General features: G+C 62.9%; 21 protein-coding genes and 1 riboswitch. Of the genes, 13 read left to right on the forward strand and 8 right to left on the reverse strand.

The window, feature by feature from the left end; all coding sequences use genetic code 11:
* Positions 1–178: 178 nt before the first annotated feature.
* Both FJ934_RS13480 and FJ934_RS13485 read right to left on the reverse strand, forming a co-directional pair.
* Positions 179–1,552: a PleD family two-component system response regulator gene (locus tag FJ934_RS13480; protein WP_140610110.1), complete on the reverse strand. Its 1,374-nt coding sequence runs from the start codon at positions 1,550–1,552 to the stop codon at positions 179–181.
* Positions 1,553–1,584: 32 nt separating this feature from the next.
* Entirely contained in the window at positions 1,585–1,962 is a 378-nt protein-coding gene (locus FJ934_RS13485; protein ID WP_280113136.1) for a response regulator, read from the reverse strand.
* 238 nt (positions 1,963–2,200) lie between these two features.
* Here FJ934_RS13485 and FJ934_RS13490 point away from each other — a divergent pair, with 238 nt between their 5' ends.
* Entirely contained in the window at positions 2,201–2,500 is a 300-nt protein-coding gene (locus tag FJ934_RS13490) for a DUF3572 domain-containing protein (protein WP_140610111.1), read from the forward strand.
* The gene (locus tag FJ934_RS13495; protein ID WP_140610112.1) at positions 2,497–3,150 is read left to right on the forward strand and encodes a hypothetical protein; all 654 of its coding nucleotides are present in this window, start codon (positions 2,497–2,499) and stop codon (positions 3,148–3,150) included. Before FJ934_RS13490 ends, FJ934_RS13495 begins: the two co-directional genes overlap by 4 nt.
* Before the next feature lie 49 nt (positions 3,151–3,199).
* On the opposite strand, the gene FJ934_RS13500 is transcribed toward FJ934_RS13495, so the two are convergent.
* On the reverse strand, positions 3,200–4,759 hold the full coding sequence (locus FJ934_RS13500; RefSeq protein ID WP_140610178.1) for a hypothetical protein: 1,560 nt from the start codon (positions 4,757–4,759) through the stop codon (positions 3,200–3,202).
* A 93-nt stretch (positions 4,760–4,852) separates the two neighbouring features.
* The gene (locus FJ934_RS13505) at positions 4,853–5,434 is read right to left on the reverse strand and encodes a GNAT family N-acetyltransferase (protein WP_140610113.1); all 582 of its coding nucleotides are present in this window, start codon (positions 5,432–5,434) and stop codon (positions 4,853–4,855) included.
* A gap of 65 nt (positions 5,435–5,499) precedes the next feature.
* Here FJ934_RS13505 and FJ934_RS13510 point away from each other — a divergent pair, with 65 nt between their 5' ends.
* A complete protein-coding gene (locus FJ934_RS13510) occupies positions 5,500–6,828 on the forward strand; it encodes a DNA polymerase IV (RefSeq protein WP_140610114.1) in 1,329 nt (442 codons plus the stop codon).
* A 59-nt stretch (positions 6,829–6,887) separates the two neighbouring features.
* Here FJ934_RS13510 and FJ934_RS13515 read toward each other — a convergent pair whose 3' ends face one another.
* The gene (locus FJ934_RS13515) at positions 6,888–7,394 is read right to left on the reverse strand and encodes a hypothetical protein (protein ID WP_140610115.1); all 507 of its coding nucleotides are present in this window, start codon (positions 7,392–7,394) and stop codon (positions 6,888–6,890) included.
* A 178-nt stretch (positions 7,395–7,572) separates the two neighbouring features.
* Between FJ934_RS13515 and FJ934_RS13520 the strand changes: the two genes are divergently transcribed.
* Positions 7,573–8,454, forward strand: a complete 882-nt coding sequence (locus FJ934_RS13520) for a DMT family transporter (RefSeq protein WP_140610116.1) — start codon at positions 7,573–7,575, stop codon at positions 8,452–8,454.
* 115 nt (positions 8,455–8,569) lie between these two features.
* Here FJ934_RS13520 and dnaE read toward each other — a convergent pair whose 3' ends face one another.
* A complete protein-coding gene (gene dnaE, locus FJ934_RS13525) occupies positions 8,570–12,040 on the reverse strand; it encodes a DNA polymerase III subunit alpha (RefSeq protein WP_181165612.1) in 3,471 nt (1,156 codons plus the stop codon).
* A gap of 184 nt (positions 12,041–12,224) precedes the next feature.
* Entirely contained in the window at positions 12,225–14,237 is a 2,013-nt protein-coding gene (locus tag FJ934_RS13530) for an acetyl/propionyl/methylcrotonyl-CoA carboxylase subunit alpha (protein ID WP_140610118.1), read from the reverse strand.
* Between the two features lie 195 nt (positions 14,238–14,432).
* Here FJ934_RS13530 and FJ934_RS13535 point away from each other — a divergent pair, with 195 nt between their 5' ends.
* The 6 genes from FJ934_RS13535 (at position 14,433) to FJ934_RS13560 (ending at position 19,309) form a co-directional block, all read left to right on the forward strand.
* Positions 14,433–15,560: an S-(hydroxymethyl)glutathione dehydrogenase/class III alcohol dehydrogenase gene (locus FJ934_RS13535; protein ID WP_140610119.1), complete on the forward strand. Its 1,128-nt coding sequence runs from the start codon at positions 14,433–14,435 to the stop codon at positions 15,558–15,560.
* A 66-nt stretch (positions 15,561–15,626) separates the two neighbouring features.
* The gene (gene gfa / locus FJ934_RS13540) at positions 15,627–16,196 is read left to right on the forward strand and encodes an S-(hydroxymethyl)glutathione synthase (protein WP_140610120.1); all 570 of its coding nucleotides are present in this window, start codon (positions 15,627–15,629) and stop codon (positions 16,194–16,196) included.
* A 60-nt stretch (positions 16,197–16,256) separates the two neighbouring features.
* On the forward strand, positions 16,257–16,724 hold the full coding sequence (locus FJ934_RS13545; RefSeq protein WP_140610121.1) for a YaiI/YqxD family protein: 468 nt from the start codon (positions 16,257–16,259) through the stop codon (positions 16,722–16,724).
* A gap of 131 nt (positions 16,725–16,855) precedes the next feature.
* The gene (locus FJ934_RS13550) at positions 16,856–17,536 is read left to right on the forward strand and encodes a DUF1345 domain-containing protein (protein WP_140610122.1); all 681 of its coding nucleotides are present in this window, start codon (positions 16,856–16,858) and stop codon (positions 17,534–17,536) included.
* A gap of 98 nt (positions 17,537–17,634) precedes the next feature.
* Positions 17,635–18,516, forward strand: a complete 882-nt coding sequence (locus FJ934_RS13555; protein ID WP_140610123.1) for a cytochrome b/b6 domain-containing protein — start codon at positions 17,635–17,637, stop codon at positions 18,514–18,516.
* Between the two features lies 1 nt (position 18,517).
* Positions 18,518–19,309 carry a molybdopterin-binding protein gene (locus FJ934_RS13560; RefSeq protein WP_140610124.1) on the forward strand — a complete coding sequence of 264 codons (792 nt, stop codon included), beginning with the start codon at positions 18,518–18,520 and terminating at the stop codon, positions 19,307–19,309.
* 50 nt (positions 19,310–19,359) lie between these two features.
* On the opposite strand, the gene FJ934_RS13565 is transcribed toward FJ934_RS13560, so the two are convergent.
* Positions 19,360–20,361, reverse strand: a complete 1,002-nt coding sequence (locus FJ934_RS13565) for a hypothetical protein (protein ID WP_140610125.1) — start codon at positions 20,359–20,361, stop codon at positions 19,360–19,362.
* 217 nt (positions 20,362–20,578) lie between these two features.
* Positions 20,579–20,665: riboswitch (glycine riboswitch) on the forward strand.
* 149 nt (positions 20,666–20,814) lie between these two features.
* Here FJ934_RS13565 and gcvT point away from each other — a divergent pair.
* The 3 genes from gcvT to gcvP are packed head-to-tail and all read left to right on the forward strand — an operon-like array spanning position 20,815 to position 25,115.
* Positions 20,815–21,915 (forward strand): glycine cleavage system aminomethyltransferase GcvT, encoded by a 1,101-nt coding sequence (gene gcvT / locus FJ934_RS13570; RefSeq protein ID WP_140610126.1) that lies wholly within the window; start codon positions 20,815–20,817, stop codon positions 21,913–21,915.
* A gap of 4 nt (positions 21,916–21,919) precedes the next feature.
* A complete protein-coding gene (gcvH, locus tag FJ934_RS13575) occupies positions 21,920–22,288 on the forward strand; it encodes a glycine cleavage system protein GcvH (protein ID WP_140610127.1) in 369 nt (122 codons plus the stop codon).
* Positions 22,289–22,304: 16 nt separating this feature from the next.
* The gene (gene gcvP, locus FJ934_RS13580) at positions 22,305–25,115 is read left to right on the forward strand and encodes an aminomethyl-transferring glycine dehydrogenase (RefSeq protein ID WP_140610128.1); all 2,811 of its coding nucleotides are present in this window, start codon (positions 22,305–22,307) and stop codon (positions 25,113–25,115) included.
* Positions 25,116–25,128: the final 13 nt, after the last annotated feature.

A 25,128-nucleotide genomic window follows, 5' to 3' on the forward strand; every position in this document is an offset into this window, starting at 1 on the left:
ATGGGGTATTCGGAAGATCGAGCCGGCTACCTACCCTCGTGCCGGCTTCGTCTTGACCAGCACAGTTGCGCAAGAGCTTATGAAAATCAACACTTTCTTAACCAAGGCTCGCGAATCGCTTGGATTAAGGTAAACGGGTAACCCTGTCGGGAGCGCATGGATAATCGAGCCTGGGCCGTTACGCCGCCTTGGCGACGACGCGGTTGCGGCCGCCACTCTTGGCTTCATAGAGCGCGAGATCGGCGCGCTTCATCAGAGCCGCCACCGTATCCACGCCCTTCAGTACCGACGACACGCCAACACTGACGGTGACCTCGATGGTTTTGCCGTCGGCACCGATGGCGAACGGTTTTTGGGCGATTTCGGCGCGGATGCGTTCGGCCACCTTCTCGGCCACCGCGCCGTCGGTGTCCGGCATGACCACCACGAACTCCTCGCCGCCAAACCGGCAGGCGAGGTCGATGCCGCGGACGTTCTTGCGCAGCCGCCGTGCGAATTCCCGCAGCACCTCGTCGCCGCCATCGTGGCCGTGCGCGTCATTGATCGACTTGAAGCGGTCGAGATCGGTGATCATCACCGACAGCGGCCGGCGCCGCGCCACGGCGCGGTCGAACAGCGTCTGCAGATGGCTGTCGAGATAGCGGCGGTTATGCAGCCCGGTCAGGCCGTCCGTCACCGCCATCTCGATGGTCTGGGTGACGCTGGCGCGCAATTGGTCGTTGTAGCGCTTGCGGCGCACCTGGGTGCGCAGCCGTGCCGTCAGTTCCTGCTGGTCGATCGGCCGCATCAGATAATCGTTGATGCCGAGTTCGAGGCCGCGGATGATGCGCTCTTCCTCGCCCTCTTCCGCCAGCAGAATGATCGGCACGAAACGGGTTCGGTCGAGCGAGCGCAACTGCGAGCAGAGCCTGAGCGGATCGAAATCGGCGAAGGCCGTCGAGATCATCACGCATTCGTAGGGTGTCTCGGCGGCCTGGAAGAAACCGGCGTGCGGATCGGCGGTGACGTCGAGGTCCGCACGGTCGCGCAGCATCTTCTCGATGCGCTCGACCGACGATTTGCGCTCGTCGATCAAAAGCACTTTTGGCGTCGCGTCCTCGGATGCGAAATTGCGGCTGAGCAACTCTTCGATGCCGATGTTGCGGGTCGTCGAAGCGCGCAGCCTGAGCTCGTCGGTCAGAGACTTCAACCTGACCAGGCTCTTGACCCGCGTCATCAGCTGCAGGTCGTTGACAGGCTTGGTCAGGAAGTCGTCAGCGCCGGCCTCGAGCCCGCGCACGCGGTCGGAAACCTGATCGAGCGCGGTGATCATCACCACCGGTATGTGCGACGTCGCCGGATCGCTCTTCAGCCGCCGGCAGACCTCGAACCCATCCATGTCGGGCATCATGACGTCCAGCAACACCACGTCGACCTTGCCGTTCTCGCAGGTCTCGATCGCATCGGGCCCGTTGGTGGCGGTCAGCACCTCGAAATATTCGGCCAGCAGCCGGACCTCCAGCAGCCTCACATTGGCAGGGATGTCGTCGACGACGAGGATCCGCGCGGTCATTTCAAAGACTCCGGCTCGGCTGGAAAGGCATGTCAGGCATCGCCCAGATAGGATTTGATGGTTTCGATGAAACGCGGCACGGAGATCGGCTTCGAGATGTAAGCCTCGCAGCCACCCTGGCGGATGCGCTCCTCATCGCCTTTCATCGCGAAGGCAGTCACCGCGATGACCGGGATGACATGCAGGTCGTCGTCTTCCTTCAGCCATTTGGTCACCTCCAGACCCGACACTTCGGGCAGCTGGATGTCCATCAGGATGAGATCCGGCCGATGCTTGCGGGCAAGGTCGAGCGCCTCCAGACCATTGCGAGTACGCACCGTCTCGTAGCCGCTTGCTTCGATGAGGTCCCGAAAGAGCTTCATATTGAGCTCATTGTCCTCGACGATCATGACCTTCTTCGGCATCGACATCCCGTCCCGGTCGCCCTCCGCTCGAAGGCAGCCGTCATGCGTTCTTCCTTGAGCGCACCAAACCCTGCTTCACCATACGGCAATTTGATTGACGAAACGGAAACCTATGGCTGCAAAGCAGCGCGATTTCCACCCGTCTTCCCGCGCGTCGAAAAGGCGCGCCGCGTCGTAAAGGCTTGCCGCAAACAATTCTTGCCATTACTGCGGAAGAGACTCGTTCCGCATACCGAAGGTAGTGATGGCAAACGCGGCGTCAATGCGCGAAGAGGCGGAAACGCTTGCCGTGAAGGCGCTGGGCTTCGTTGCCTCCGATCCGGAGCTGTTGCCGCGTTTTCTGGCGATCACCGGAATAGAGGCGCATTCAATCCGAAAGGCCGCCGGCGAGCCGGGATTCCTGGCCGGCGTCCTGCAGTTCATTCTCGCCCACGAGCCGACCCTGATGCGCTTTGCCGAGGAAACCGGCACGCCGCCGGCAGCCGTGGGCAAGGCGTTGCGCGCTTTGCCGCTCGGCGACGACAACCATGAGCGTTCCATATGAGCGATGATCCAGAGACCGCGCGCCAGATCGAGGAACTGGCGGCCGACGACCGGCCGCTGCTGGTGCTCGACGTCGACGACGTCGTGCTCGAATTCATCCGCCCCTTTCCGCATTACCTCAAGGCGCGCGGCTATGGCCTGACACTGGCGTCCTTCCGGCTGACCGGCAATATCGCCGAAACGCCCAGCGGCCGTCTGATCGAACAGCCGGAAGTCACGGCACTTCTGGGCGATTTCTTCGATGCGCAAGCCGATTGGCAGAGCATCACCGACGGTGCTGTGGAAGCTTTGGCAAGACTTGGCGACAACGCCGAGATCATCATGCTGACGGCCATGCCGCACAAGCATCGTGCCGTGCGCCGGGCCCATCTCGATGCCCTGGGGCTAAACTACCCGCTGCTGACCACTGAAATGGCCAAGGGACCAGCGGTGGCGAGGCTGCGCGGCAGCAGCCGCAGGCCGGTGGTCTTCGTCGACGATCAGCCGCACAATCTGGCGTCGGTGCGGGAATCGGTCGCCGACGCAAATCTCTTCCACCTGATGGCCGACAATTCGCTGCGTGCGTTCCTGCCGCCAGTCCCGGGCGACGTCATCGTCGTCCAGGACTGGCGCGAAGCCGGGCCGAAGATCGCGGGCGCGCTGGGGTTCTAAGGCAAATCGCCCAAAAGTGACTTTGGTTTCGGGATCGAGGGTTGAACCCTCAAGGGTTCAGTTTCGCCCCTGATCCGCCATTGTCGTTACCGCCATTATCGCTACCGCCCGTATCGTCGCCGTTGCCATCGTCCGCGCCGTTACCGTCATCGACGCTATCGTCCACTGCGGGATCGGCAGGCTTCAGCACGACACCGTTGACAGCGACAGAGCCGTCAGCCTTGGTGTTGATAACCCACTCCAACTTGCCATCCGGCAGCGTTTTGGCAAAACCCTTCGCCATGAGGGCGACAGGCACGTACTGCCCGATCTCCGGCTGCGCCTTTGCCGCCTCCTGCAGATGCGCCATGATCTTGTCGAAGCCGGCGACATCGACAGTGAGACTCGCGTCGGGTTTCTGGCCGAAGCTTGTCATCTCGCCTTCCAGCGCGATCTCCATGTCTTTGTTCTTGACGGTGCTGTGATCGATAACGACCTTCGGCGTCTTGGCCAGGAAGTCGGCCTTGAGCTGGTCGCCGAATTCCGCCGACAACGGCGGTTTGTGATTGAGATCAAAGGCTTCGATAGCCTTCTTCGCCATGCTGTCGAGATCGATATTCGCGCCGCCGAAATTCAGGTCGATATCGGTGGGCAGCAGCGCCACGCTCCAGCTTGGCAAAAGCTGCTGCGGCACGGTCAGCCCTGAAGCCTTGATGCCATAGCTGATCTTGCCGTTCTGGGAGACGCCGTCGGTACCGAAAGCGGCGCTGAGTTGGGTCGCCCCGAAAGTGCCGATCGGGCTGTCGACCGCGAAATCCTTGAAGCTATACGTGCCATCGATGCGCTCCCACACCGGAAGCGCGGCGAGCAGAAGCGACTTGAGTTGCGCCTGATTTGCCTTCAGCGTCTTCTCGTCTTCATTGGCCACGGCAAATGCCAGGAGGTCGAGCAGCGGCTTGGTCTGCACGCCCTTGCCGCTGGCTTCCACCGACAATTCCGGCGACTTTATCGTGACCGGAAAATTCAGCCCGCTCTCGGGATCATTGTATTTTATCGCTTCGACGAAGCTCGAAATCTTTTGCGACGTCGTGAAATCGACGCCGCCATTGGCCGCCTTGGTCGCGGACAGGGTCGCGGTGCCCGCGCCGGCGCTCATATCGATCTGCTGCTTGGCGTCCTTCGATGCCATCGTCATGCTCGCGATCGAGCTGGCGCCGCTGGTAAAGGCGGCCAGTTTCGGATCATAGACGCCGCTGCCCTTGCCGTCCTTGATCGAAAACTGTGTGCTTTGCAGCCCCTCGGGCCCGTTGAACTCGAAAGATGCGCTTTGCGAAAAATCCATCGAGACATCCCAGGACCCGTCACTGCGCGGCTTGACCAGCAGGGCGTAGGGCGCAAAGTCGAATTTCATCAGCTTCTGGTCGGGAAATGTCCCGGCAAGAGCCTTGAAATCAAAAACGATCTTGTAGGCGTTGCCTTCGACCGAAACCTTCAGGATGCCTTTGTCGAGCGCCTGTTTACCAACATAGCGGGACAGGTCATCGGACAATTGCTTCGCGCCTTGGCTGTCGACGGTCTGGCCGAAAGCGGGCGCGCTGAGCAGGAACGCGGTAAGGGCAACTGGCAACATACGGGTCACGGCAACTCTCCGTTTGGTCGAAAGGCAAAAATCTGTTCGTACTTCTGGTAGGGAAATACAATCACAACTGCAAGACAGCGATGTTCAGGCGCCCAACACCAGTCGCATCAATGGCCGGCCAGCTTTGCGCTCGACGAGCCTCTCGAATCCGGCCTTTTCGAACACGCGCGACGAGCCGACGAACAGCCCGATCGAGCGCGAATCGCGGGACAGGTCGATCGGGCAGGCCTCGACAAGGCGTGCCCCGCTTCTGCGGGCGAAATCGACACCGCCTTCGACGAGCTGGTGGGTGATGCCCCGTCCTCGCGCCTTGGCGCGAATGAAAAAGCAGGAGATCGCCCAAACGGCCGGATCGGAAGCATCGGCGGGATCGATCGGTGCCGAGCCCCTGCCCTTGTTGTTCCATTCGGGCACGTCGGCGCGCGGTCCGATCTGCATCCACCCAACCGCCTTACCATCCTCGAAGGCCAGCAGGCCGGGGGGCGGGCCGGCCTCGATGCGCGCCTTTATGTGGTCCTTGTTGCGTTCGCGGCTGCTCTCGCGCCGCGCCGCCGGCGCCAGCCGGAAATGCGTGCACCAGCAGCCGTAACAGGCGCCTTGCTTGCCGAAAAGGTCCTCGAATTCAGGCCAGAGCTCTGGCGTCAGCGGTACTATGATCGTGCTCATACGTTCTCCCCAGGCCAAGCTTGTCGCTGGCCCTGCACTGTCGTACCATTGCCTCTGTTCTCTTTATGTTCGCAGCGATGGCGGCCCCTGTCAACAATCCCGATTACGGTTTTTGCCGTGACTGCCTGACGTTTCAGCGCAGCGAAACGCGCCGCTGCGAGGGCTGCGGCAGCCCCCGTCTTGCCCGCCATCCGGAGCTCTATCGGCTGCATCTGGCCCATATCGACTGCGATGCCTTCTACGCGGCGATCGAAAAGCGGGACAACCCGGCGCTCAAGGATAAGCCGCTGATCATAGGCGGCGGCAAGCGCGGGGTGGTCTCCACCGCATGCTACATTGCCCGCATCCGGGGCGTGCGCTCCGCCATGCCGATGTTCAAGGCGCTCGAGGCCTGCCCCGAGGCCGTCGTGATCCCGCCCAACATGGAAAAATATGTGCGTGTCGGCCGCGAAGTGCGCGCCATGATGCAGGCGCTGACGCCATTGGTCGAGCCGCTGTCGATCGACGAGGCATTTCTCGACCTCGCCGGCACCGAGCGGTTGCACGGTCTGCCGCCGGCGGTGGTGCTGGCGCGCTTTGCGCAGGCCGTCGAGAAGGAGATCGGCATCACGGTTTCGGCCGGTCTCTCCTACTGCAAGTTCCTCGCCAAGATCGCGTCGGATTTCCACAAGCCGCGCGGCTTCTCGGTCATCGGCGAGGCCGAGGCGGTCGGCTTCCTGGCGCCGCAGCCGGTGAGCATGATCTGGGGAGTCGGCAAGGCGTTCAACGCCACGCTGGAGCGCGACGGCATCCGCACCATTGGCCAGCTTCAAAGGATGGAGCGCGGCGACTTGATGCGCCGCTATGGTTCAATGGGTGACCGGCTCTACCGGCTTTCGCGCGGAGAGGACGTCCGCCGCGTCGACCCTGACCAGGACGCCAAGAGCGTATCGGCCGAAACCACCTTCGACACCGACATCGCATCGCTGGAAGAACTGGTCTCGGTGCTGAGGGGCCTTTCGGAAAAGGTCTCGGCGCGGCTGAAAAAGTCAGGCATCGCCGGCCGCACCGTGGTGCTGAAACTGAAGACCCAGGATTTCAAACTGCGCACCCGCAACCGCCAGCTCGGCGACCCGACAAGGCTCGCGGACCGCATCTTTTCGACCGGCGTGGACCTTTTGCGCAGGGAAGCGGACGGCACGAAATACCGGCTGCTCGGCATCGGCGTCAGCGACCTTTCCGACGACGACAAGGCCGACCCGCCTGACCTCGTCGACCTCCAGTCGCGCAAGCGCGCCATGGCTGAAGGCGCCATCGACGCGCTACGCGACAAGTTTGGCCGCAAGGCGGTGGAAACCGGCTATACATTCGGCAGGGGCCGCGATGCCCACCCGCCGGAGCCGCTCGAGGACTGACGCTGCATATGACGTATAGAGATTCAGGTCAGACACCACCTGAATATCCAACGCACGCGTCAGGTGCGCTTCAGATCGATGCGACTGGTCACCACGTTCTTGCCGGTTTTGGGATCGTGGTCGGTGACGGTCAACAGAATGCCGTCGGTGCCTTTTTTCTCCACGGTCAATTGCGAAACGCTGTTGCCATTGACCGGCTTGGCCCAGCGGATCGCGAGGTTGATCGCATTGCCGGAGCGGCTGCCGTTGAGCTGCGCCGGACCAGTGCGCGATCCCACATAGACGCCACTGTATCTGGTGCCACTGGTTTTCAGATGCGCGCTGATGGCGCGGCTCATCAGGATAAGCCCGCGGCAGTTGCCGTCGAGCGACAACGAGGATGATGTCGAATCCGACTTGAATGTGCAGGAGACGCTGACGGTCGGGGCCTCTGTCGTCACCTGGACAGCCCCCTTGCCGGCGAAATTCCCCTTAAAGGACTGGAGAAATTTGCCTTCGTCCGCATATGCCGCATTGGTAGCGACCAGCAGGCACCCACAAAGCACAAATCGCGCTGGTGACATCATCGAAGCTCTCCTCCTCAGGTGTGGTCATCCATCAGGTGAACCCCACGTCTCAACGCCCCTTCCGGCATCAAGTTCCGTCTGCGACGCGACCGTTTCGGACCGGCACCACCGCAACTGGACCAGAAGAATGGGGCGGCTAGCGATTGCTCCGTCAGCCACCGCCTGCGAGATAGCTGACATGGCACCCACCCCTTCGATCCCCAAGGCCGCGTTCTGGATGGCGCTGTCGATTGCCTCGTTCCTGGCGATGTCGGTCGCTGGCCGCGCCACGACAGCCGAGCTCAACGTCTTTCAGGTGCTGGAACTGCGTTCGGTGATCGGCTTTTTCATCCTGTTGCCGCTGGTGATGACGACAGGCGGATTTGCGGCAATGCGCACGCAGCGTCCCCTCGCCCATATCGCCCGCAATGTCGTCCACTACAGCGGTCAGGCGGCGTGGCTCTACGCGCTGACGCTGATCCCGCTGGCGGTGCTGATCTCGATCGAATTCACGACGCCGATCTGGACGGCAATCCTGGCCGTGACCTTCCTTGGCGAAAGGCTGAACCGCCCCAAGCTTGCGGCGGTCGTGCTGGGGCTGATCGGCGTGGTGATCATCGTCCGTCCCGGTGTCGACGCCATCGATCCGGGGCATCTGGTCGTGCTGGGAGCCGCGGTCTGTTTCGGCGTCTCGCTGGTTCTCGTCAAATCCCTGACGCGCACGGACAGTGTCGTGCGCATCATTTTCTGGATGCTGATCATCCAGTCGGTGCTCGGCTTCCTCCCGGCGCTTTACGTGTGGCGCACTCCACAGCTCGAACTCTGGCCATGGATCCTGCTGATCGCTTTCACCGGCATGTCGTCGCATTTCTGCATGGCCCGCGCGCTCACTTACGCCGACGCCACCGTCATTTCGCCCATGGATTTCCTGCGCGTCCCCTTGTCGGCACTGGTTGGCTGGCTGCTCTATAGCGAGCAGATCGACGCCTTCACCGCGGGCGGTGCGCTGCTCATCCTGATGGGCAACTTGCTCAATCTGCAGCGCAAACCGGTACAGCCGGCTGAAGTGGCGGCATCGTAGGCCGCGCCAGTGCGGAACGGTCTCTCGACGGAACCTTGTCCGCGGCCTTCTTGCCGATCACGGTGATACAAGCGGCGGATGCCACCGATGGGTGGCCGCATGGCAAAGGCGGCGATCACACCAGTTCCACTTCGACCACGCCCGGCACCGCGCGCATCGCCGAAGCGATCTGTGGCGAGACGCGGTAGCCGCCCTGCAACGCTATCTCGACCTCGCCCTGCGCCTCTTCCTTGATCACGATAATGCTCACCTGGCTATCGCCGCGCTGGGTGAGCTGGGACTGGATCATCGAGGCCGGTCCTTCGTTCCTGACGAAAATGCGCAGCGCCTTCTGGATGCGGCTTGCCTCGTCCTCCAGCGATTGCACGGAATTGATGCGCAAATTGACGCCCTCGGGCCTGTCCTCGGCGGCGACCTGGATGACGACGGAGCGGCCGGGCTCCAGGAAGTCGCGAAACTGGGCCAATCCTTCCGAAAACAGCACAGCCTCGTACTGCCCCGACGTGTCGGAGAACTGCACCACGCCCATTTTGTTGCCGGTGCGTGTCTTGCGCTCCTGCTTGGTCGTCACCGTGCCGGCAAGCCGGCCGGCGGTGGCGCCCCGCTTGACGGCGGCCGAGAACTCGCCCCAGGTCTGCACCCGCATTTTCTGCAGCGCCGCCTTGTACTCGTCGAGCGGATGAGCCGAGAGATAGAAGCCGACGACCTGGAATTCGCGGTGCAGCCGGTCGGCCGCAAGCCACGGATCCGTTGCCGGCAGGTTGAGCGCCTGCGACTGCGCGCCCAGCGAAGCGCCGAAAATATCGGCCTGGCCGGAAACGGCGTTCTGCTGGGCAAGTGAAGCCAGCCCCATCATCCGTTCGACGCCAGCCATCATCTGAGCGCGGTCGTGGCCGAAGCAGTCGAGCGCGCCGGCCATGATCAGGCTTTCGAAAACGCGCTTGCCGACGATCTTCGGGTCGACCCTTTCGCAGAAATCGGCAAGGTTCTTGAACGGTTTTTCGCCCCGCACGGCCACGATATGCTCGACCGCCGCGTCGCCGACGCCCTTGAGCGCGGCCATCGAATAATAGATGCGGTTTTCGCCGACCTCGAAGGGACGAAAGCTCGTCATCACCGACGGCGCCAGGACCTCGATGCCGAGGCGCAACGCATCCTGGCGGAAGTCGGCCAGCTTGTCGGTGTTGCCCATGTCGAGCGTCATAGACGCCGCCAGGAACTCGACCGGATAATGCGCCTTGAGATAGGCCGTTTGATAGGAGACCACGGCGTAGGCGGCGGCGTGCGACTTGTTGAAACCATAGTCGGCGAACTTGGCCAGCAGGTCGAAAATGAAGTCGGCCTGCGGCTTGGCAACGTCGCGCTCGACAGCACCCGAGACGAAGCGCTCGCGCTGCTTGTCCATCTCGGCACGGATCTTCTTGCCCATGGCGCGGCGCAGAAGGTCGGCCTCGCCGAGCGAATAGCCCGACAGTTCCTGCGCGATCTGCATCACCTGTTCCTGATAGACGATGACGCCTTGTGTCTCCTTCACCAGATGGTCGATCTTGGGATGGATCGACGCCATCTCCTCCTCGCCATGCTTTCTGGCGTTGTAGGTCGGGATGTTCTCCATCGGGCCCGGCCGGTAGAGCGCGACCAGCGCGATGATGTCCTCGATGCAGTCGGGCCGCATGCCGATCAGCGCCTTGCGCATGCCGGCACTTTCAACCTGGAAAACGCCGACCACCTCGCCGCGCGACAGCATGGCGTAGGTGTCGGGATCATCGAGCGGGATTGTCGCCAGATCGATGTCGATGCCGCGGCGGCGGATCAGTTTCACCGCCGTCTCCAGCACCGTCAACGTTTTCAGGCCGAGGAAGTCGAACTTCACGAGCCCGGCCTGCTCGACATATTTCATGTTGAACTGGGTGACAGGCATGTCCGAGCGCGGATCGCGGTACATCGGCACCAACTCCGATAGCGGGCGGTCGCCGATGACGATGCCGGCGGCATGCGTCGAGGCGTGGCGGTAGAGCCCTTCCAGCTTCTGCGCCATGTCGAGCAGCGTCTGGACGATCGGCTCCTTCTCGGCCTCCTCGGCAAAGCGCGGCTCGTTAGCGATGGCATCGGCGAGCTTGACCGGATTGGCCGGGTTCTGCGGCACCATCTTGGACAGCTTATCGACCTGGCCATAGGGCATCTGCAACACGCGGCCAACGTCGCGCAGCACGGCCCGGGCCTGCAGCGTACCGAAGGTGATGATCTGGCCGACCTGGTCGCGACCATATTTCTGCTGGACATAGCGGATCACCTCTTCGCGGCGGTCCTGGCAGAAATCGATGTCGAAGTCGGGCATCGAGACGCGGTCCGGATTGAGGAAGCGCTCGAACAGCAAGGAGAAACGCAGCGGATCGATGTCTGTGATGGTAGTGGAATAGGCAACCAGCGATCCGGCGCCCGAACCACGGCCCGGACCGACCGGAATGCCCTGTGCCTTGGCCCATTTGATGAAGTCGGCAACGATCAGGAAGTAGCCGGGGAATTTCATCTTCTCGATGATGCCGAGCTCGAATTCGAGCCGCTCGCGATATTGCTCGACCGTGTAGCCCGGGGTCGGTCCATGCAGGGCAAGCCGCGCGTCCAGCCCTTCGCGTGCCTGACGGGCCAGTTCCGCAGCTTCGGCCTTTTCGGCTGCGTCCTTGTCGGCACTGTCGCCGCCGGTGAAGCGCGGCAGGATCGGGCTGCGGTTTTTTGGATAGTAGGAGCAGCGCAGCGCGATCTCGACGGTGTTTTCGATCGCTTCCGGCAGGTCGGCGAACAATTGCGCCATATCGGCCTGGCTGCGCAGGAAATTGTCCGGCGACAGCCGGCGGCGGGTGTCGACGGCGACGACGGAGCCTTCGGCAATGGCAATCAGCGCGTCATGCGCCTCATAATCGTCGCGCGACGAGAAAAACGCCTCGTTGGTGGCGACAAGCGGTAGTTCGTGCGCATAGGCGAGATCGATCGTCGAATGTTCGATCATCCGGTCGTAGCCGGCAACCCGTTCCAGTTCGACATAGAGGCGGTCGCCGAACAGCGCCTTGAGCGTCAAAAGCCGCGTCTCGGCAAGATCGCGGCGATCTTCCTTCAAGGCGTTGCCGATCGGCCCGCGCGGTCCGCCGCTGAGGCAGATCAAGCCGTCGGAGTGGCCCTCCAGCATCCCGGTGGTCAGGTGCACGGCCTCGCCGGGCGGCGTTTCCAGGTAGACGCGGCTGACCAGCCTGACCAGATTGGAATAGCCGACTTCGGTCGCCGCGATCAGGACGACCGGCCGCATCTCCGGGCCTTGCCGCCGGCGGTCGCGCTGGCCGTCGCTGTTTTCGCCGGAAAAGGCGAGCGCGATCTGGCAGCCGATGATCGGCTGGATGCCGTCCTTGACCGCCTTCTGCGCGAACTCCAGCGCACCGAAAAGATTGTTGGTGTCGGTGACGGCAATTGCCGGGGCTTCGTCTTTCAGAGCATGGCCGACGATCTTGCCAAGCTGAAGCGCGCCCTCGAGCAGCGAATAGGCCGAATGCACGCGCAAATGAACGAATGGCCGCACGGGCGCCTTCGGCGGCATGGCCGCGATCACGGCTTCACGCTTCAGGGGATCGCGTGGAAGTCTTTCATCCGCCATGGTTTCTCGCGCTGCCCGTAAACTTGAGTCGATGGAGATGTATTGTCCGGGACCCGGCGATACCAGTCCAGCACAAACGACCGTCAACCACAGGCTTCGCCATCCCTGCCCGGCTCGCCTCAGTCTCTCAGGCGAATTCCATGATCACCGCATCGACAGCCAGGCTGTCGCCCGGCTTGGCGTTCAGTCTCGACACGACAAGGTCGCGTTCGGCGCGCAACACGTTTTCCATCTTCATCGCCTCGACCACGGCCAGGGTCTCGCCGGCCTTGACCTCCTGGCCCTCGGCGACGGCGATCGACACGACGAGGCCAGGCATCGGGCAGAGCAGCAGCTTCGACGTGTCCGGCGCCACCTTCTCCGGCATTAGTTTTTCCAGTTCCGCGGTGCGGGGCAGCATCGCCCGCGCGGCCACCGACATGCCTTTCCAGGCGATGCGAAGACCGTTTGCAACCGGCCGGATCTGGGCGATGACCTCGCGCGTGCCGACCGTGCCGCGCCAGATCAGGTCGCCCGGCCGCCAGTCGGACGACACGGTCAGCGCCTTGCCGCCGTCGACCGACAGATCGATTTCCATCGGAATGGAAATCATGCCCTCGAGAATGGACGCCGACAGATAATCTTCGCCGATCTTCACCACCCAGTCGCGCTTGAGCGCTCCCGAATGCGGTGCTAGGCGGCCACCCAATCGGTCCAGCCGGTCGCGGCGCAGCAGTTCCACGGCGGTGGCGATCGCGGCCAGGACGGCCTTTTCCTCGCTGTCCGGAACGATGGGGGCGAACCCATCGGGATATTCCTCGGCGATGAACCCGGTCGATATTGCCCCCTCCCGCCAGCGCGGATGCTGCATCAGTGCCGCCAGGAACGGAATGTTGTGCTCGATGCCGTCGACGACAAAGCTGTCGAGCGCTTCCGACATGGCATCGATCGCCTCGATGCGGGTCGGCGCCCAGGTGCACAGCTTGGCGAGCATCGGATCGTAGAACATCGAGATCTCCGAGCCCTCGGTGACGCCGGTGTCGTTGCGGATGACGACATCGCCGAACTGTCCTTCCTCCGGCGGCCGGTAGCGTGTCAGCCGGCCGATCGAGGGCAGGAAATTGCGATAGGGATCCTCGGCGTAGAGCCGGCTCTCCACCGCCCAGCCGTTCAGTTTGATATCGCTCTGCTTCAAAGCAAGCTTCTCGCCGGCGGCGACGCGGATCATCTGCTCGACCAGATCGATGCCGGTGACGAGCTCCGTCACCGGATGCTCGACCTGCAATCGTGTATTCATTTCGAGGAAATAGAAGTTCTTGTCCTTGTCGACGATGAACTCGACCGTGCCGGCGCTCTGATAATCGACGGCCCTGGCCAGCGCCACCGACTGTTCGCCCATCGCCTTGCGCGTCTTGGCATCGAGGAATGGCGACGGCGCCTCCTCCGCCACTTTCTGGTTTCGACGCTGGATCGAACATTCGCGTTCGCCGAGATAGAGCGCGTTGCCATGCGCGTCGGCCAGCACCTGGATCTCGATGTGGCGCGGGTCGACGACAAACTTCTCGATGAAAACACGATCGTCGCCGAACGAGCTCTTGGCCTCGGAGCGGGCCCGGTCGAACCCGTCGCGCACTTCCGACTGGTTCCAGGCGATGCGCATGCCCTTGCCGCCGCCGCCGGCCGAGGCCTTGATCATCACGGGATAGCCGATTTCGCCTGCAATCGTCTCCGCATGCTCGGCATTCTCGATCACGCCGAGCCAGCCCGGCACCGTCGAAACCTTGGCGGCGTTGGCGAACTTCTTCGATTCGATCTTGTCGCCCATCGCCTTGATCGCCTTCGGCTTGGGACCGATGAAGACGATGCCTTCCTTCTCCAGCGCCTCGCAGAAGGCAGCCCTTTCGGACAGGAAGCCATAGCCCGGATGCACTGCCTGGGCGCCGGTCTGCTTGCAGGCGGCGATGATCTTTTCAGGGACGAGGTAGCTCTGCGCGGCGGGTGCCGGACCGATATGCACCGCCTCGTCGGCCATCTCGACGTGCACGGCATCGCGATCGGCATCGGAATAGACGGCGACCGTAGCAATGCCCATCTTGCGTGCCGTCTTGATGACGCGGCAGGCGATCTCGCCACGATTGGCGATCAGGATCTTGGTGAACATGCGGATATCCCTCGGTCGGCCGTTCCTTTTATGACCTGTGCTGGCGCGGTCAAGCCGGGTGGGTCAATCGCTGCCTTTCAATCGGTTAGGGAATAAAATTCTGCGTGCTGGCCCAAGTGTGCAACCAGCTAGCAGTTGATCGTCGAGGCAAAACCTGAAAGCGTGCGCAAAAATCGCCTTTGGAGGAATTGCCTGATGAAAACGCGCGCCGCTGTCGCTGTCGCCGCCGGAAAGCCGCTGGAGATCATGGAGGTCGACCTCGACGGTCCTCAGCCCGGCGAGGTGCTGGTCGAGATCAAGGCGACGGGCATCTGCCACACCGACGAGTTCACCCTGTCGGACGCCGATCCCGAAGGTCTGTTTCCGGCCATTCTTGGCCATGAAGGCGCCGGCGTCGTGGTCGATGTCGGCAAGGGCGTCACCTCGGTCAGGAAGGGCGACCACGTCATCCCGCTCTATACGCCTGAATGCCGGCAGTGCCCGTCCTGCCTGTCCAGGAAAACCAACCTCTGCACCGCCATCCGGGCCACCCAGGGACAAGGCCTGATGCCGGACGGCTCGTCGCGCTTTTCCATCGGCAAGGACAAGATCTTCCACTATATGGGCTGCTCGACCTTTTCCAACTTCACCGTGCTGCCGGAGATCGCGGTCGCCAAGGTCAACCCCGACGCGCCCTTCGACAAGATCTGCTATATCGGCTGCGGGGTGACCACCGGTATCGGCGCCGTCATCAACACCGCCAAGGTCGAGCAAGGCGCCACCGCCGTCGTCTTCGGCCTTGGCGGCATCGGCCTCAACGTCATCCAGGGCCTGAAGCTTGCCGGCGCCGACATGATCATCGGCGTCGACCTGAACAACGACAAGAAGGAATGGGGCGAGCGCTTCGGCATGACGCATTTCGTCAATCCGAAGGAGATCGACGGCGACATCGTGCCTTACCTCGTCAACATGACCAAGCGCGGTGCCGACCAGATCGGCGGCGCCGATTACACGTTCGACTGCACCGGCAACACCAAAGTGATGCGCCAGGCGCTGGAAGCCTCGCACCGCGGCTGGGGCAAGTCGGTCGTCATCGGCGTCGCCGGTGCCGGCCAGGAGATCTCGACGCGGCCGTTCCAGCTGGTCACCGGCCGCAGCTGGATGGGCACCGCCTTCGGCGGCGCGCGCGGCCGCACCGACGTGCCCAAAATCGTCGACTGGTACATGGACGGCAAGATCCAGATCGACCCGATGATCACCCACACGCTGAAGCTCGAGGACATCAACAAGGGGTTCGATCTCATGCATGAGGGCAAGTCGATCCGAAGCGTCGTCGTTTACTGAAGACAGCCACACGCCGCCAGCCAACCGGCCAGCGACCTCTGTGGCGAAAACCTGGGAGGAAAAGAAATGGCGGAGAAACTGCATCCGAAAATCGACAATGGGCTGCCAAAGGAGAGCGCGAGCTTCGCCGGCGGCACGCTGATCTGCCTTTGCACCAGCAATCCGGTGAAGGTGAAGGTCAAGGGCCAGATCGCGCACAATCATGCTTGCGGCTGCACCAAATGCTGGAAGCCCGAAGGCGCTATATTCTCGGTCGTTGCCGTGGCCGGCACTGGCGATGTCACCGTCACCGAGAACGGCGACAAGCTCAAGGTGGTCGACGCGGCAGCGCTCATCCAGCGCCATGCCTGCACCGGCTGCGGCGTCCACATGCACGGGCCGGTCGAGCGCGATCATCCGTTCAAGGGCCTGACCTTCATCCACCCCGAGCGCTTCGAGGAGGATGGCTGGTCGCCGCCGGGCTTCACCGCCTTTGTCTCCTCGATCATCGAATCCGGTGTCGATCCGGGTCGTATGGACGGCATTCGCGGCCAACTGAAGTCGATCGGGCTCGAACCCTATGATTGCCTCAATCCCGGGCTGATGGACTACATGGCCACCTGGACGGCCAAAAGGTCTGGCGCCCTGCCGGCATGATTCTGTGAAGTTCCGTGCGGGGCCGGATATGTTTCCGGCCCCGCACGTCCTGGAGTGACAATGTCCGCACCCGCCATCTACGTCGATGCCGACGCATGCCCGGTCAAGGCCGAGGTCGAGAAAGTCGCCGACCGCCATGGCATCGTCGTCACCCATGTCTCCAATGGCGGCCTGCGTCCATCACGCGACCCGATGATCCGCAACGTCGTGGTGTCGAAGGGCGCCGACGCCGCCGATGACTGGATCGTCGAGAACGCAAAGCCCAACGATATTGTGGTGACTGGGGATATTCCGCTTGCCGCCCGCTCGGTAGCGCTTGGTGCGCATGTGCTTGGGCCCACCGGACGTCCCTTCACGCCGGAAACGATCGGCATGGCGGTTGCCATGCGCGACCTCAAGCAGCATTTGCGCGAGACAGGCGAAAGCAAGGGCTACAATGCAAGCTTTGCGCCCCAGGATCGGTCCCGGTTCCTTGGCGAGCTCGACCGTATCTTGCGGCGCGCGCTGAAATCCGCCACACCCAGCTAAAGCAATTCCAGGAAAAGTGCATAGCGGTTTTCCGTCCGGAATTGCGTCAAACCAAGAATTAGCGGTTTGCCATTTCCTTGAAAACGGTGAACTGGCCTAGAAGCAGAGCGCCATTCAAGGTGGAGACCGCCATGGCCGCCGAAACCCCTCCAATCAAGAAGCCGGTGCAGCGGCACATGCTGTTTGTGCTGTCGGCGTGCATCGGTGTCTTTGCGCTCCTCGTGGCGTTGCTCCTTCATGCCCCGCTTGCCTATTCGATCGGTGCCAACGCCTTCTTTGCCGCCTACGTCATACTGGTCGTCGCCCAGATGCCCAAGCTCACCGGCACCTATCTTAGCAAGAATGCGCGCGCCACCGATCAGCCGGTGCTGGTCATCTTCGCGGTCACGCTCGTCGTCGTCGGCCTCGCCGTCATCTCATTGTTCCTGTTGATCAACCAGAAGGACAAAGGCCATCCCATCGAACTCGGCTTCGCGCTGCTGTCGATACCGCTCGGCTGGTTCACCATCCATGCCATGGCCGCGCTCCACTATGCCCACGTCTACTGGATGGACGGCGAAGAGGTCGATGCCGGAACCAAGAAGAAAATTCCCGTCGGGGGCCTGCTGTTCCCGGGCGACAAGAGGCCTGAAGGCTGGGATTTCCTCTATTTCTCCACCGTCATCGGCATGACCGCGCAGACCGCCGACACCAACATCTCGACGACGCATATGCGCCGGGTCGTGCTTGTCCACTCGATCCTGTCGTTCTTTTTCAACACCGTCATCGTCGCGGCGGCCGTCAACCTCGCCGTCAGCCTGGGCGGTCCGTAATAAATCCGTGATCGGATGAAACATCGGTTTGGATCGCGACGTATCAGGAGGACAATGGACACGCAGGTCGCGCCCAAAGGGCCGGGAGATGAGACAAGATGGAATCCCTTGCCAGAAGCCAACCAGAAATCGGAACGGGCGTTCCCGCTTCGGGTGACAAGACGCTGATCTACCGTCAGTCACGCTGGACGCGGCTGACGCACTGGATCTGGGCTATCTCGCTGTTCTTTATGCTGCTTTCCGGCCTGCAGATCTTCAACGCCCGGCCGCAGCTCTATATCGGCAAGCAATCCGGCTTCGGCTACAACAACACTATCTTCCAGATCGGCGCCGAGAACACCAATGCTGGCCCACGCGGCTACACCGCGATCTTCGGGCACCGCTTCGACACGACAGGCGTGCTTGGCTGGTCGGGTCCGTCGGGCAACGAGACGGCGCGCGGTTTCCCATCCTGGGCGACCATCCCTTCCTACTATGATCTCGGCACGGCCCGCGTGGTGCATTTCTTCTTCGCCTGGATCCTGACGACGACCTTGATCGTCTGGCTGGTCGCCAGCCTGATCAACGGCCATATCCGGCGGGATCTCACCCCGCGCCTCGACGACCTCAAGCGCTTGCCACAGGACATCGTCGATCATGCCAGGCTGAAGTTCCACCACACGCGCGAATACAACACTCTGCAGAAGATGGCCTATGGCGGCGTCCTCTTTGTTCTGCTGCCGCTGATGGTCATCACCGGCCTTGCCATGTCGCCCAGCATGAATTCGGTGCTGCCGTTCCTCAACGACCTGCTCGGCGGCCGGCAGACGGCGCGCACCATCCATTTCACCGTCATGGTGCTGCTGGTTGCCTTCTTCGTTATCCACATCCTGATGATCCTCGCCGCCGGACCGATCAACGAGCTGCGTTCCATCATCACAGGCTGGTACCGCACTGATCCCCCAGCGCATGACGACAAGCCCGCCGAGAGGAGTGCGTGACATGACAAAATTCGAAATCAGCCGCCGCAAGTTTCTGACCGCCGCCAGCCTTGGCGCCTCCGGCATCATGCTGTCGGGTTGCGACGCCTTTGACAGCCAGCTCGGCATAGGGGGGGGCCTGCGCAGTTTCCTCGAGAACGCAAATGGCCTGACGTACCGCGCGCAACGCCTGCTCGCCGGGCGCGATAGGCTGGCGCCGGAATTCACGGAAGCCGACATCCGCCAGCCGCAGCGGCCGAACGGTGTCACCGCGCCGGATGACGATATCTACAAGGGCCTTCTCGCCAACAATTTCGCCGACTGGCGTTTGGAGGTTTCGGGCCTTGTCGAGAAGCCGCTATCGCTCAGCCGTAAGCAGCTGCAGAACATGCCGAGCCGCACCCAGATCACGCGTCACGACTGCGTCGAGGGCTGGAGCTGCATCGCCAAATGGACCGGCACGCCATTGTCGCTGGTGCTGGACCAGGCCGTCGTCAAGCCGCAGGCGCGTTACGTCATGTTCCACTGCCTCGACACGATCGACCGCGGCCTGTCCGGCGACGTCAAATATTACGGCACGATCGACCTGATCGACGCGCGCCATCCGCAGACGATCCTTGCCTACGGCCTGAACGGCAAACCCCTGCCGGTCGAAAACGGCGCGCCGCTGCGCGTCCGCGTCGAGCGCCAGCTTGGCTACAAGATGCCGAAATATCTCTCCAGGATCGAACTGGTCGACGGTTTCGCCGGCGTCGGCGGCGGCCGCGGCGGCTACTGGGAAGACAATGGCTACGACTGGTATGGTGGTATTTGATAGTCGGAGAGAGAATAGTGCTCTGACATCGACGGCTTAACAGCCAATACTCAAGCAACCTTTTCGAGCAGCGGCTTTAGAGCTGGATGAATCTCCGGCGAGGCATGCTTGATCAGGGTCAGCAATGCACGCTCGTTTTCGTAAAGGGGCCGATTCAGCCCGATATGCTCGACCAGCCATTTGGCTTCGCCGGCATCGATCGTTTCGGCGCGCCGGGCCAAGGCCTCCGCTGCCCTGTTCTTCGCCTCCCATTCGGCTTCGATGTCATCCGGGGACCGGTAGGCCTCGATGATGCCGGCAAGGCCACCGGAGACCATGCGGTTGAAGAAGCCGCCGATTTCCACATCCGCATGCTCAAGGAAAGTTTCCTGGCGCAAAGCCACGTCACGAGTCGGCGCTTCATAGCCGGCCGAGCACATGACGAAGTTGGCGATTGCCTTGACGAACAACTCGTTCCAGGAAGGATCGTTGTTGGCTTGGGCGGTCTGTTCATTGATCCTGAACAGCACCTCGGCCTCGCCGCGGGTAATGGCGATGTTGCCGTCACCGCCATGGGCATAGAGGATGCGGCGCAGCAGGTCGACTTCCGCCTTGGCGACCAGTCCGGGGACCAGCGCACCGCCCAGCATCAGCGGCCCCTTGCCGTCGACAACGGCGTGGGCGACCTGCTCCAGGGCATAAACGCAAAGCCGGTCCGGCGATGATTTCGTCTCTTCCAGCACATGGACCAGCAATTCGAGTTCGGTCCGGCTGTCGACCATGCCGTCTCGCGAGATCGTGCGGATCAGCCAGTCGGCGTTGTCCTGCGAGATGTAGCCCTCTGGCCTTTCCTGATGGACGATGTAATCGGTCACCGCCTCGACAAAGAATGGCGCCCACTCCGCGCATTTGTCCCGCGCCGTCTGGTCGAGCGCGAACAAGGCCTCGGCCTCGCCGCGCGTGACCACACCATCGGCGAACACGTCGCGGCGCAGCATCACGACATCCTGTGGAGTAATGCTAATCTTTGATGTCAGCCCCGCCACCGGCGCGCTCATGATTGATCCGCCCATTCGTCGCCCCATCCGCCTCACATCAGCCTGCTATATCAGGAGTGTCTTGAAAAACCGGCAAACGGTGTGGTTAGCGAAGGCTTGCCGCATCGGAACAAATACCCGAAGCGCATCGCCCAAACCCGTTCAGCGCTTCGCGCTTTAGATGTCGCTGGGAGGTGACAAGGTGTCGCCGACGGGCTATGGATGGCGCGTCGAGGGCTCAGGCTTTGAGTCCTACCTGTTTGCGGGAGAGAGCAGCGAGAGCTGCCGCCGAAGGGGAAATCGCCCGAAATCTCTCAGGCAAAAGAACCGTGGACGGGAAAGACACTCTGGAAAGTCGGGGCTTGCCCCCGCGCCGAAGGTGTAAGCGCCGCTGACGGAGTTCCGGCTGCGCGAGTCTCTCAGGCTTCAGACAGAGGGGCACGGACTGGTCGCCATTCGCGGCCGATTGCGTGCGACTCTGGAGACGACATGACGGGCGACGACGATAAACACCTTCCCCTCGAAGATATCCACACGGCCGCAGGCGCGCGCTTCGGCGCCTTTGCCGGCTGGTCGATGCCGCTGACCTACCCGGCCGGCGTCATGAAGGAACATCTGCATACCCGCGAGCACGCGGGTCTCTTCGACATCTCGCATATGAAACTGTTCGAGGTCAGCGGGCCGCAAGCCGTTGCGCTGCTCGACCGCGCCTGCCCGCTGGACGCCGGCGCGCTCGAAATTTCGCAATCCAAGCTGACGTTCTTCCTCAATGAGGCCGGCGGCATCCTGGATGACCTGATCGTCACGCGGCTCGGCGCCGACCGTTTCATGGTGGTCGCCAATGCCGGCAACGCCGTCGCCGACGAAAAGCACCTGCGCGAACTTGCAGCCGGTTTCGACGCCACGGTCGAGCCGCTCGACCGCGTCTTCCTGGCCATCCAGGGGCCCGAGGCCTGGGCAGTGCTGTCCCGTGCCGGCATCGAAACCGGCTCGTTGCTGTTCATGCACGGTGTCGAACCCAGGAAGAACTGGTTCATGAGCCGGTCCGGCTATACCGGCGAGGATGGTTTCGAGATCGGCCTGCGGGAGCCCGATGCGCGCGACCTCGTCGCGAAGCTGCTGGAAGATGAGCGCGTGCTCTGGATCGGTCTTGCCGCGCGCGACAGCCTGCGGCTGGAAGCCGGACTTTGCCTGCATGGCCAAGACATCACACCGGAGACAGACCCGGCCGCGGCGGCGCTGATGTGGGCAATTCCGAAGGAGATCAGGGCTTCCGGCGCCTTTATCGGCGCCGACGCCTTGCGCGCCGCCGTGGAACGCGGCCCGGCGCAAAAGCGCGTCGGGCTTAAGCCGGAAGGCCGCCAGCCGGTGCGCGCCGGCGCGGCGCTGTTTGACGCCGACGGCCACCCTGCCGGCCATGTCACGTCGGGCGGCTTCGGCCCCTCGGCCGGTCATCCGGTCGCCATGGGCTATGTCGCGGCGCCGCTGGCAAAGCCCGGAACACGGATTTTCGCAGACGTGCGCGGCACGAAAATCCCTGTCGACGTCAGTTCCCTGCCCTTCACACCGCATCGCTACCGCAAAGGATAATCTCATGGCAAAGACCTATTTCACCGCCGATCACGAATGGCTCAGCGTCGAGGGTGGCATCGCCACCGTCGGCATCACCGATTACGCGCAGGAGCAGCTCGGCGACCTCGTCTTCGTCGAACTGCCCGAGACCGGCCGGAAGCTTGCCAAGGGCGACACCGCGGTCGTGGTCGAATCCGTCAAGGCCGCCTCCGACGTGTACGCGCCGGTCGACGGCGAAATCACCGAGGCCAACGGCACGCTGTCGTCCGACCCGTCGCTGGTCAATTCGGCGGCCACCGGCGCCGGCTGGCTGTGGAAGATGAGGCTCGCCGATGAAGGCCAACTCGCCGGCCTCATGGACGAGACCGCCTACAAAGCCCATATCGGCTGATAGCAGGACGATAAAAATGACCGCAGCACCTACCTCCTTTTCCGCCCGCCATATCGGCCCCGGCATCAATGACGTCAGAGCCATGCTCGCCGTCATCGGCGTTCCTTCCGTGGAAACGCTGATCAGCCAGGCCGTGCCGAGATCGATCCGCCTCGACCAGCCGCTGGCCCTACCCGCGCCGGCCAGCGAAGCCGAAGCGCTGGCCGAATTGTCGGCGACCATGGCCAGGAACACGGTGCTGAAGAGCTTCATTGGCGCCGGCTATCACGGCGTCCACGTACCGCCGGTCATCCAACGCAATCTGTTCGAGAACCCGGCCTGGTACACTGCCTATACCCCTTACCAAGCGGAGATCAGCCAGGGTCGGCTGGAAATGCTGTTCAATTTCCAAACGCTGGTCACCGAACTGACCGGCCTGCCGGTCGCGTCAGCCTCGCTGCTCGACGAGGCAACGGCGGTGGCCGAAGCCGTCGGTATTGCCTTGCGCCATCACCGCGACAAGCGCACCAAGGTGGCGCTTGCCGGCACACCGCATCCGCAGACGCTGGATGTTGTGCGCACGCGCGCCGAGCCGCTCGGCATCGAGGTCGACGGCGAGACGATCGACGACAACACCGCCGCCCTGCTCGTCTCCTGGCCGGATACGTTTGGCGTCTATGGCGACCATAAGGCGGCGATCGAAAAGGCCCGCGCGACCGGCGCACTTGTCGTGTTCATCGCCGATCCGCTTGGCCTGACGCTCACCGACGCGCCGGCGAAACTCGGCGCCGACATTGCCGTCGGCCCCATGCAGCGCTTTGGTGTGCCGATGGGCTTTGGCGGCCCTCATGCCGCCTATTGCGCCGTTTCCGACAGACTGACGAGGCTGATGCCCGGTCGCCTCGTCGGCCAGTCGACCGACAGCAAGGGCCGTCCCGGCTACCGGCTTGCCTTGCAGACACGCGAACAGCACATCCGGCGCGACAAGGCGACGTCCAACATCTGTACCGCGCAGGCATTGCTCGCCAATATGGCGACCGCCTACGCCATCTGGCATGGCCCCGCCGGGCTGCAGGCGATTGCCGGCCGCATCCATGGGCTCGCCAACCGCCTTGCAGCGGGCCTGAAGGCCGCTGGCCTGCCCGTGCTCGGCACAAGCCGCTTCGACACGGTAACGGTTGAAATGAAGGGCAAGGCGAAAGCGATCGCCACGGCCGCCGAAGAAACCGGCCGGCTGCTGCGCGTCATCGACGCCGACCATGTCGGCATCAACTTCGACGAAACCTCGACCGAAGCCGATCTGGAGGCGATCGCCGCGCTGTTCGGCGCCAAGGCAGCCGGCGCTGTCGACGGCAGCATGCCTGGAAAAGGACGCGGCAAGGAGTTTCTCACCCAGCCGGTGTTCCACGAAAATCATTCGGAAACCGAAATGATGCGCTTTCTGCGGCGGTTGGCCGACAAGGATCTTGCGCTCGATCGCGCAATGATCCCGCTCGGCTCCTGCACCATGAAGCTCAACGCCGCGGCGGAGATGATGCCGGTGAGCTGGCCAAGCGTCGCCAATTTGCACCCCTTCGCGCCGGCCAGCCATTCGGCGGGCTATCGCGCCATGGTCGGCGATCTTGAGAACTGGCTGTCAGAGATCACCGGCTTCGACGCGGTAAGCCTGCAGCCCAACGCCGGCAGCCAAGGCGAATATGCCGGGCTGCTGGCCATCCGCGCCTATCACCGCTCGCGCGGCGAAGGCCATCGCACGGTCTGCCTGATCCCGTCCTCCGCGCATGGCACCAATCCGGCGAGCGCGGCGATGGCGGGCATGAGCGTTGTCGTGGTGCGCTGCACCGAGGACGGCAATATCGACATGGACGATCTCAGGGCCAAGGCCAACGAGCATTCCAGGAATCTCGCGGCGCTGATGTTCACCTATCCCTCGACGCATGGCGTCTACGAGGAAGGCGCGCGCCACCTCTGCGCCCTTATCCACGAGCATGGTGCCCAGGTCTATTTCGATGGAGCCAACCTCAACGCCCTGGTCGGCCTCGCCCGCCCCGGCGACATCGGCGCCGACGTCTGCCACATGAACCTGCACAAGACGTTCTGCATCCCGCATGGCGGCGGCGGTCCCGGCGTCGGCCCGATCGGCGTCAAGGCGCATCTGAAACCCTATCTGCCGGGCCATGTTACCGAAGGCTCAGGCCATGCCGTGTCGGCCGCACCGTTCGGCAGTGCTTCCATCCTGCCGATCACCTGGATGTACATCCGCATGATGGGCGCTTCCGGTCTCAAGCAGGCGACGGAGACCGCCATAATCTCGGCCAATTATGTGGCGACGCGGCTCGCGTCGTACTTCCCGCTTCTTTACAAGGGCAGGAGCGATCGTATCGCTCATGAATGCATCCTCGACACCCGCGTGCTCAAGGAGAGCGCGGGCATCAGCGTCGATGACATCGCCAAACGGCTGATCGACTATGGCTTCCATGCACCGACCATGTCGTTCCCGGTCGCCGGCACGCTGATGGTCGAGCCGACGGAATCCGAGCCGAAAGGTGAACTCGATCGCTTCTGCGAGGCCATGATCGCGATCGCCGGCGAAGCGGCGAAGGTAGCAAAGGGCGAATGGCCCTTGGCCGACAACCCGCTGGTCAACGCGCCGCACACTGCCGCCGAGGCGCTGGCCGGCACGTGGACCCATCCCTATTCGCGGCTGGAGGCGGTCTATCCCGCGGGCAACGTGGATACCGCCGCAAAATACTGGCCGCCGGTGTCGCGCATCGACAATGTCGCGGGCGACCGCAATCTCGTCTGCTCCTGCCCGCCGCTGTCGGACTATCTGGGTGCGGCCGAATAGTAGTCTCTCGGCC

This window comes from Mesorhizobium sp. B2-4-12, assembly GCF_006441575.1.
Classification (GTDB): domain Bacteria; phylum Pseudomonadota; class Alphaproteobacteria; order Rhizobiales; family Rhizobiaceae; genus Mesorhizobium.

Excerpts from the sequence above, each read along its gene's own strand:
- FJ934_RS13480 (WP_140610110.1), bottom strand. The coding sequence starts at position 1,552 with ATGACCGCGCGGATCCTCGTCGTCGACGACATCCCTGCCAATGTGAGG.
- FJ934_RS13485 (WP_280113136.1), bottom strand. The coding sequence starts at position 1,962 with ATGTCGATGCCGAAGAAGGTCATGATCGTCGAGGACAATGAGCTCAAT.
- FJ934_RS13490 (WP_140610111.1), top strand. The coding sequence starts at position 2,201 with ATGGCAAACGCGGCGTCAATGCGCGAAGAGGCGGAAACGCTTGCCGTG.
- FJ934_RS13495 (WP_140610112.1), top strand. The coding sequence starts at position 2,497 with ATGAGCGATGATCCAGAGACCGCGCGCCAGATCGAGGAACTGGCGGCC.
- FJ934_RS13500 (WP_140610178.1), bottom strand. The coding sequence starts at position 4,759 with ATGTTGCCAGTTGCCCTTACCGCGTTCCTGCTCAGCGCGCCCGCTTTC.
- FJ934_RS13505 (WP_140610113.1), bottom strand. The coding sequence starts at position 5,434 with ATGAGCACGATCATAGTACCGCTGACGCCAGAGCTCTGGCCTGAATTC.
- FJ934_RS13510 (WP_140610114.1), top strand. The coding sequence starts at position 5,500 with ATGTTCGCAGCGATGGCGGCCCCTGTCAACAATCCCGATTACGGTTTT.
- FJ934_RS13515 (WP_140610115.1), bottom strand. The coding sequence starts at position 7,394 with ATGATGTCACCAGCGCGATTTGTGCTTTGTGGGTGCCTGCTGGTCGCT.
- FJ934_RS13520 (WP_140610116.1), top strand. The coding sequence starts at position 7,573 with ATGGCACCCACCCCTTCGATCCCCAAGGCCGCGTTCTGGATGGCGCTG.
- dnaE (WP_181165612.1), bottom strand. The coding sequence starts at position 12,040 with ATGCCGCCGAAGGCGCCCGTGCGGCCATTCGTTCATTTGCGCGTGCAT.
- FJ934_RS13530 (WP_140610118.1), bottom strand. The coding sequence starts at position 14,237 with ATGTTCACCAAGATCCTGATCGCCAATCGTGGCGAGATCGCCTGCCGC.
- FJ934_RS13535 (WP_140610119.1), top strand. The coding sequence starts at position 14,433 with ATGAAAACGCGCGCCGCTGTCGCTGTCGCCGCCGGAAAGCCGCTGGAG.
- gfa (WP_140610120.1), top strand. The coding sequence starts at position 15,627 with ATGGCGGAGAAACTGCATCCGAAAATCGACAATGGGCTGCCAAAGGAG.
- FJ934_RS13545 (WP_140610121.1), top strand. The coding sequence starts at position 16,257 with ATGTCCGCACCCGCCATCTACGTCGATGCCGACGCATGCCCGGTCAAG.
- FJ934_RS13550 (WP_140610122.1), top strand. The coding sequence starts at position 16,856 with ATGGCCGCCGAAACCCCTCCAATCAAGAAGCCGGTGCAGCGGCACATG.
- FJ934_RS13555 (WP_140610123.1), top strand. The coding sequence starts at position 17,635 with ATGGAATCCCTTGCCAGAAGCCAACCAGAAATCGGAACGGGCGTTCCC.
- FJ934_RS13560 (WP_140610124.1), top strand. The coding sequence starts at position 18,518 with ATGACAAAATTCGAAATCAGCCGCCGCAAGTTTCTGACCGCCGCCAGC.
- FJ934_RS13565 (WP_140610125.1), bottom strand. The coding sequence starts at position 20,361 with ATGGGCGGATCAATCATGAGCGCGCCGGTGGCGGGGCTGACATCAAAG.
- gcvT (WP_140610126.1), top strand. The coding sequence starts at position 20,815 with ATGACGGGCGACGACGATAAACACCTTCCCCTCGAAGATATCCACACG.
- gcvH (WP_140610127.1), top strand. The coding sequence starts at position 21,920 with ATGGCAAAGACCTATTTCACCGCCGATCACGAATGGCTCAGCGTCGAG.
- gcvP (WP_140610128.1), top strand. The coding sequence starts at position 22,305 with ATGACCGCAGCACCTACCTCCTTTTCCGCCCGCCATATCGGCCCCGGC.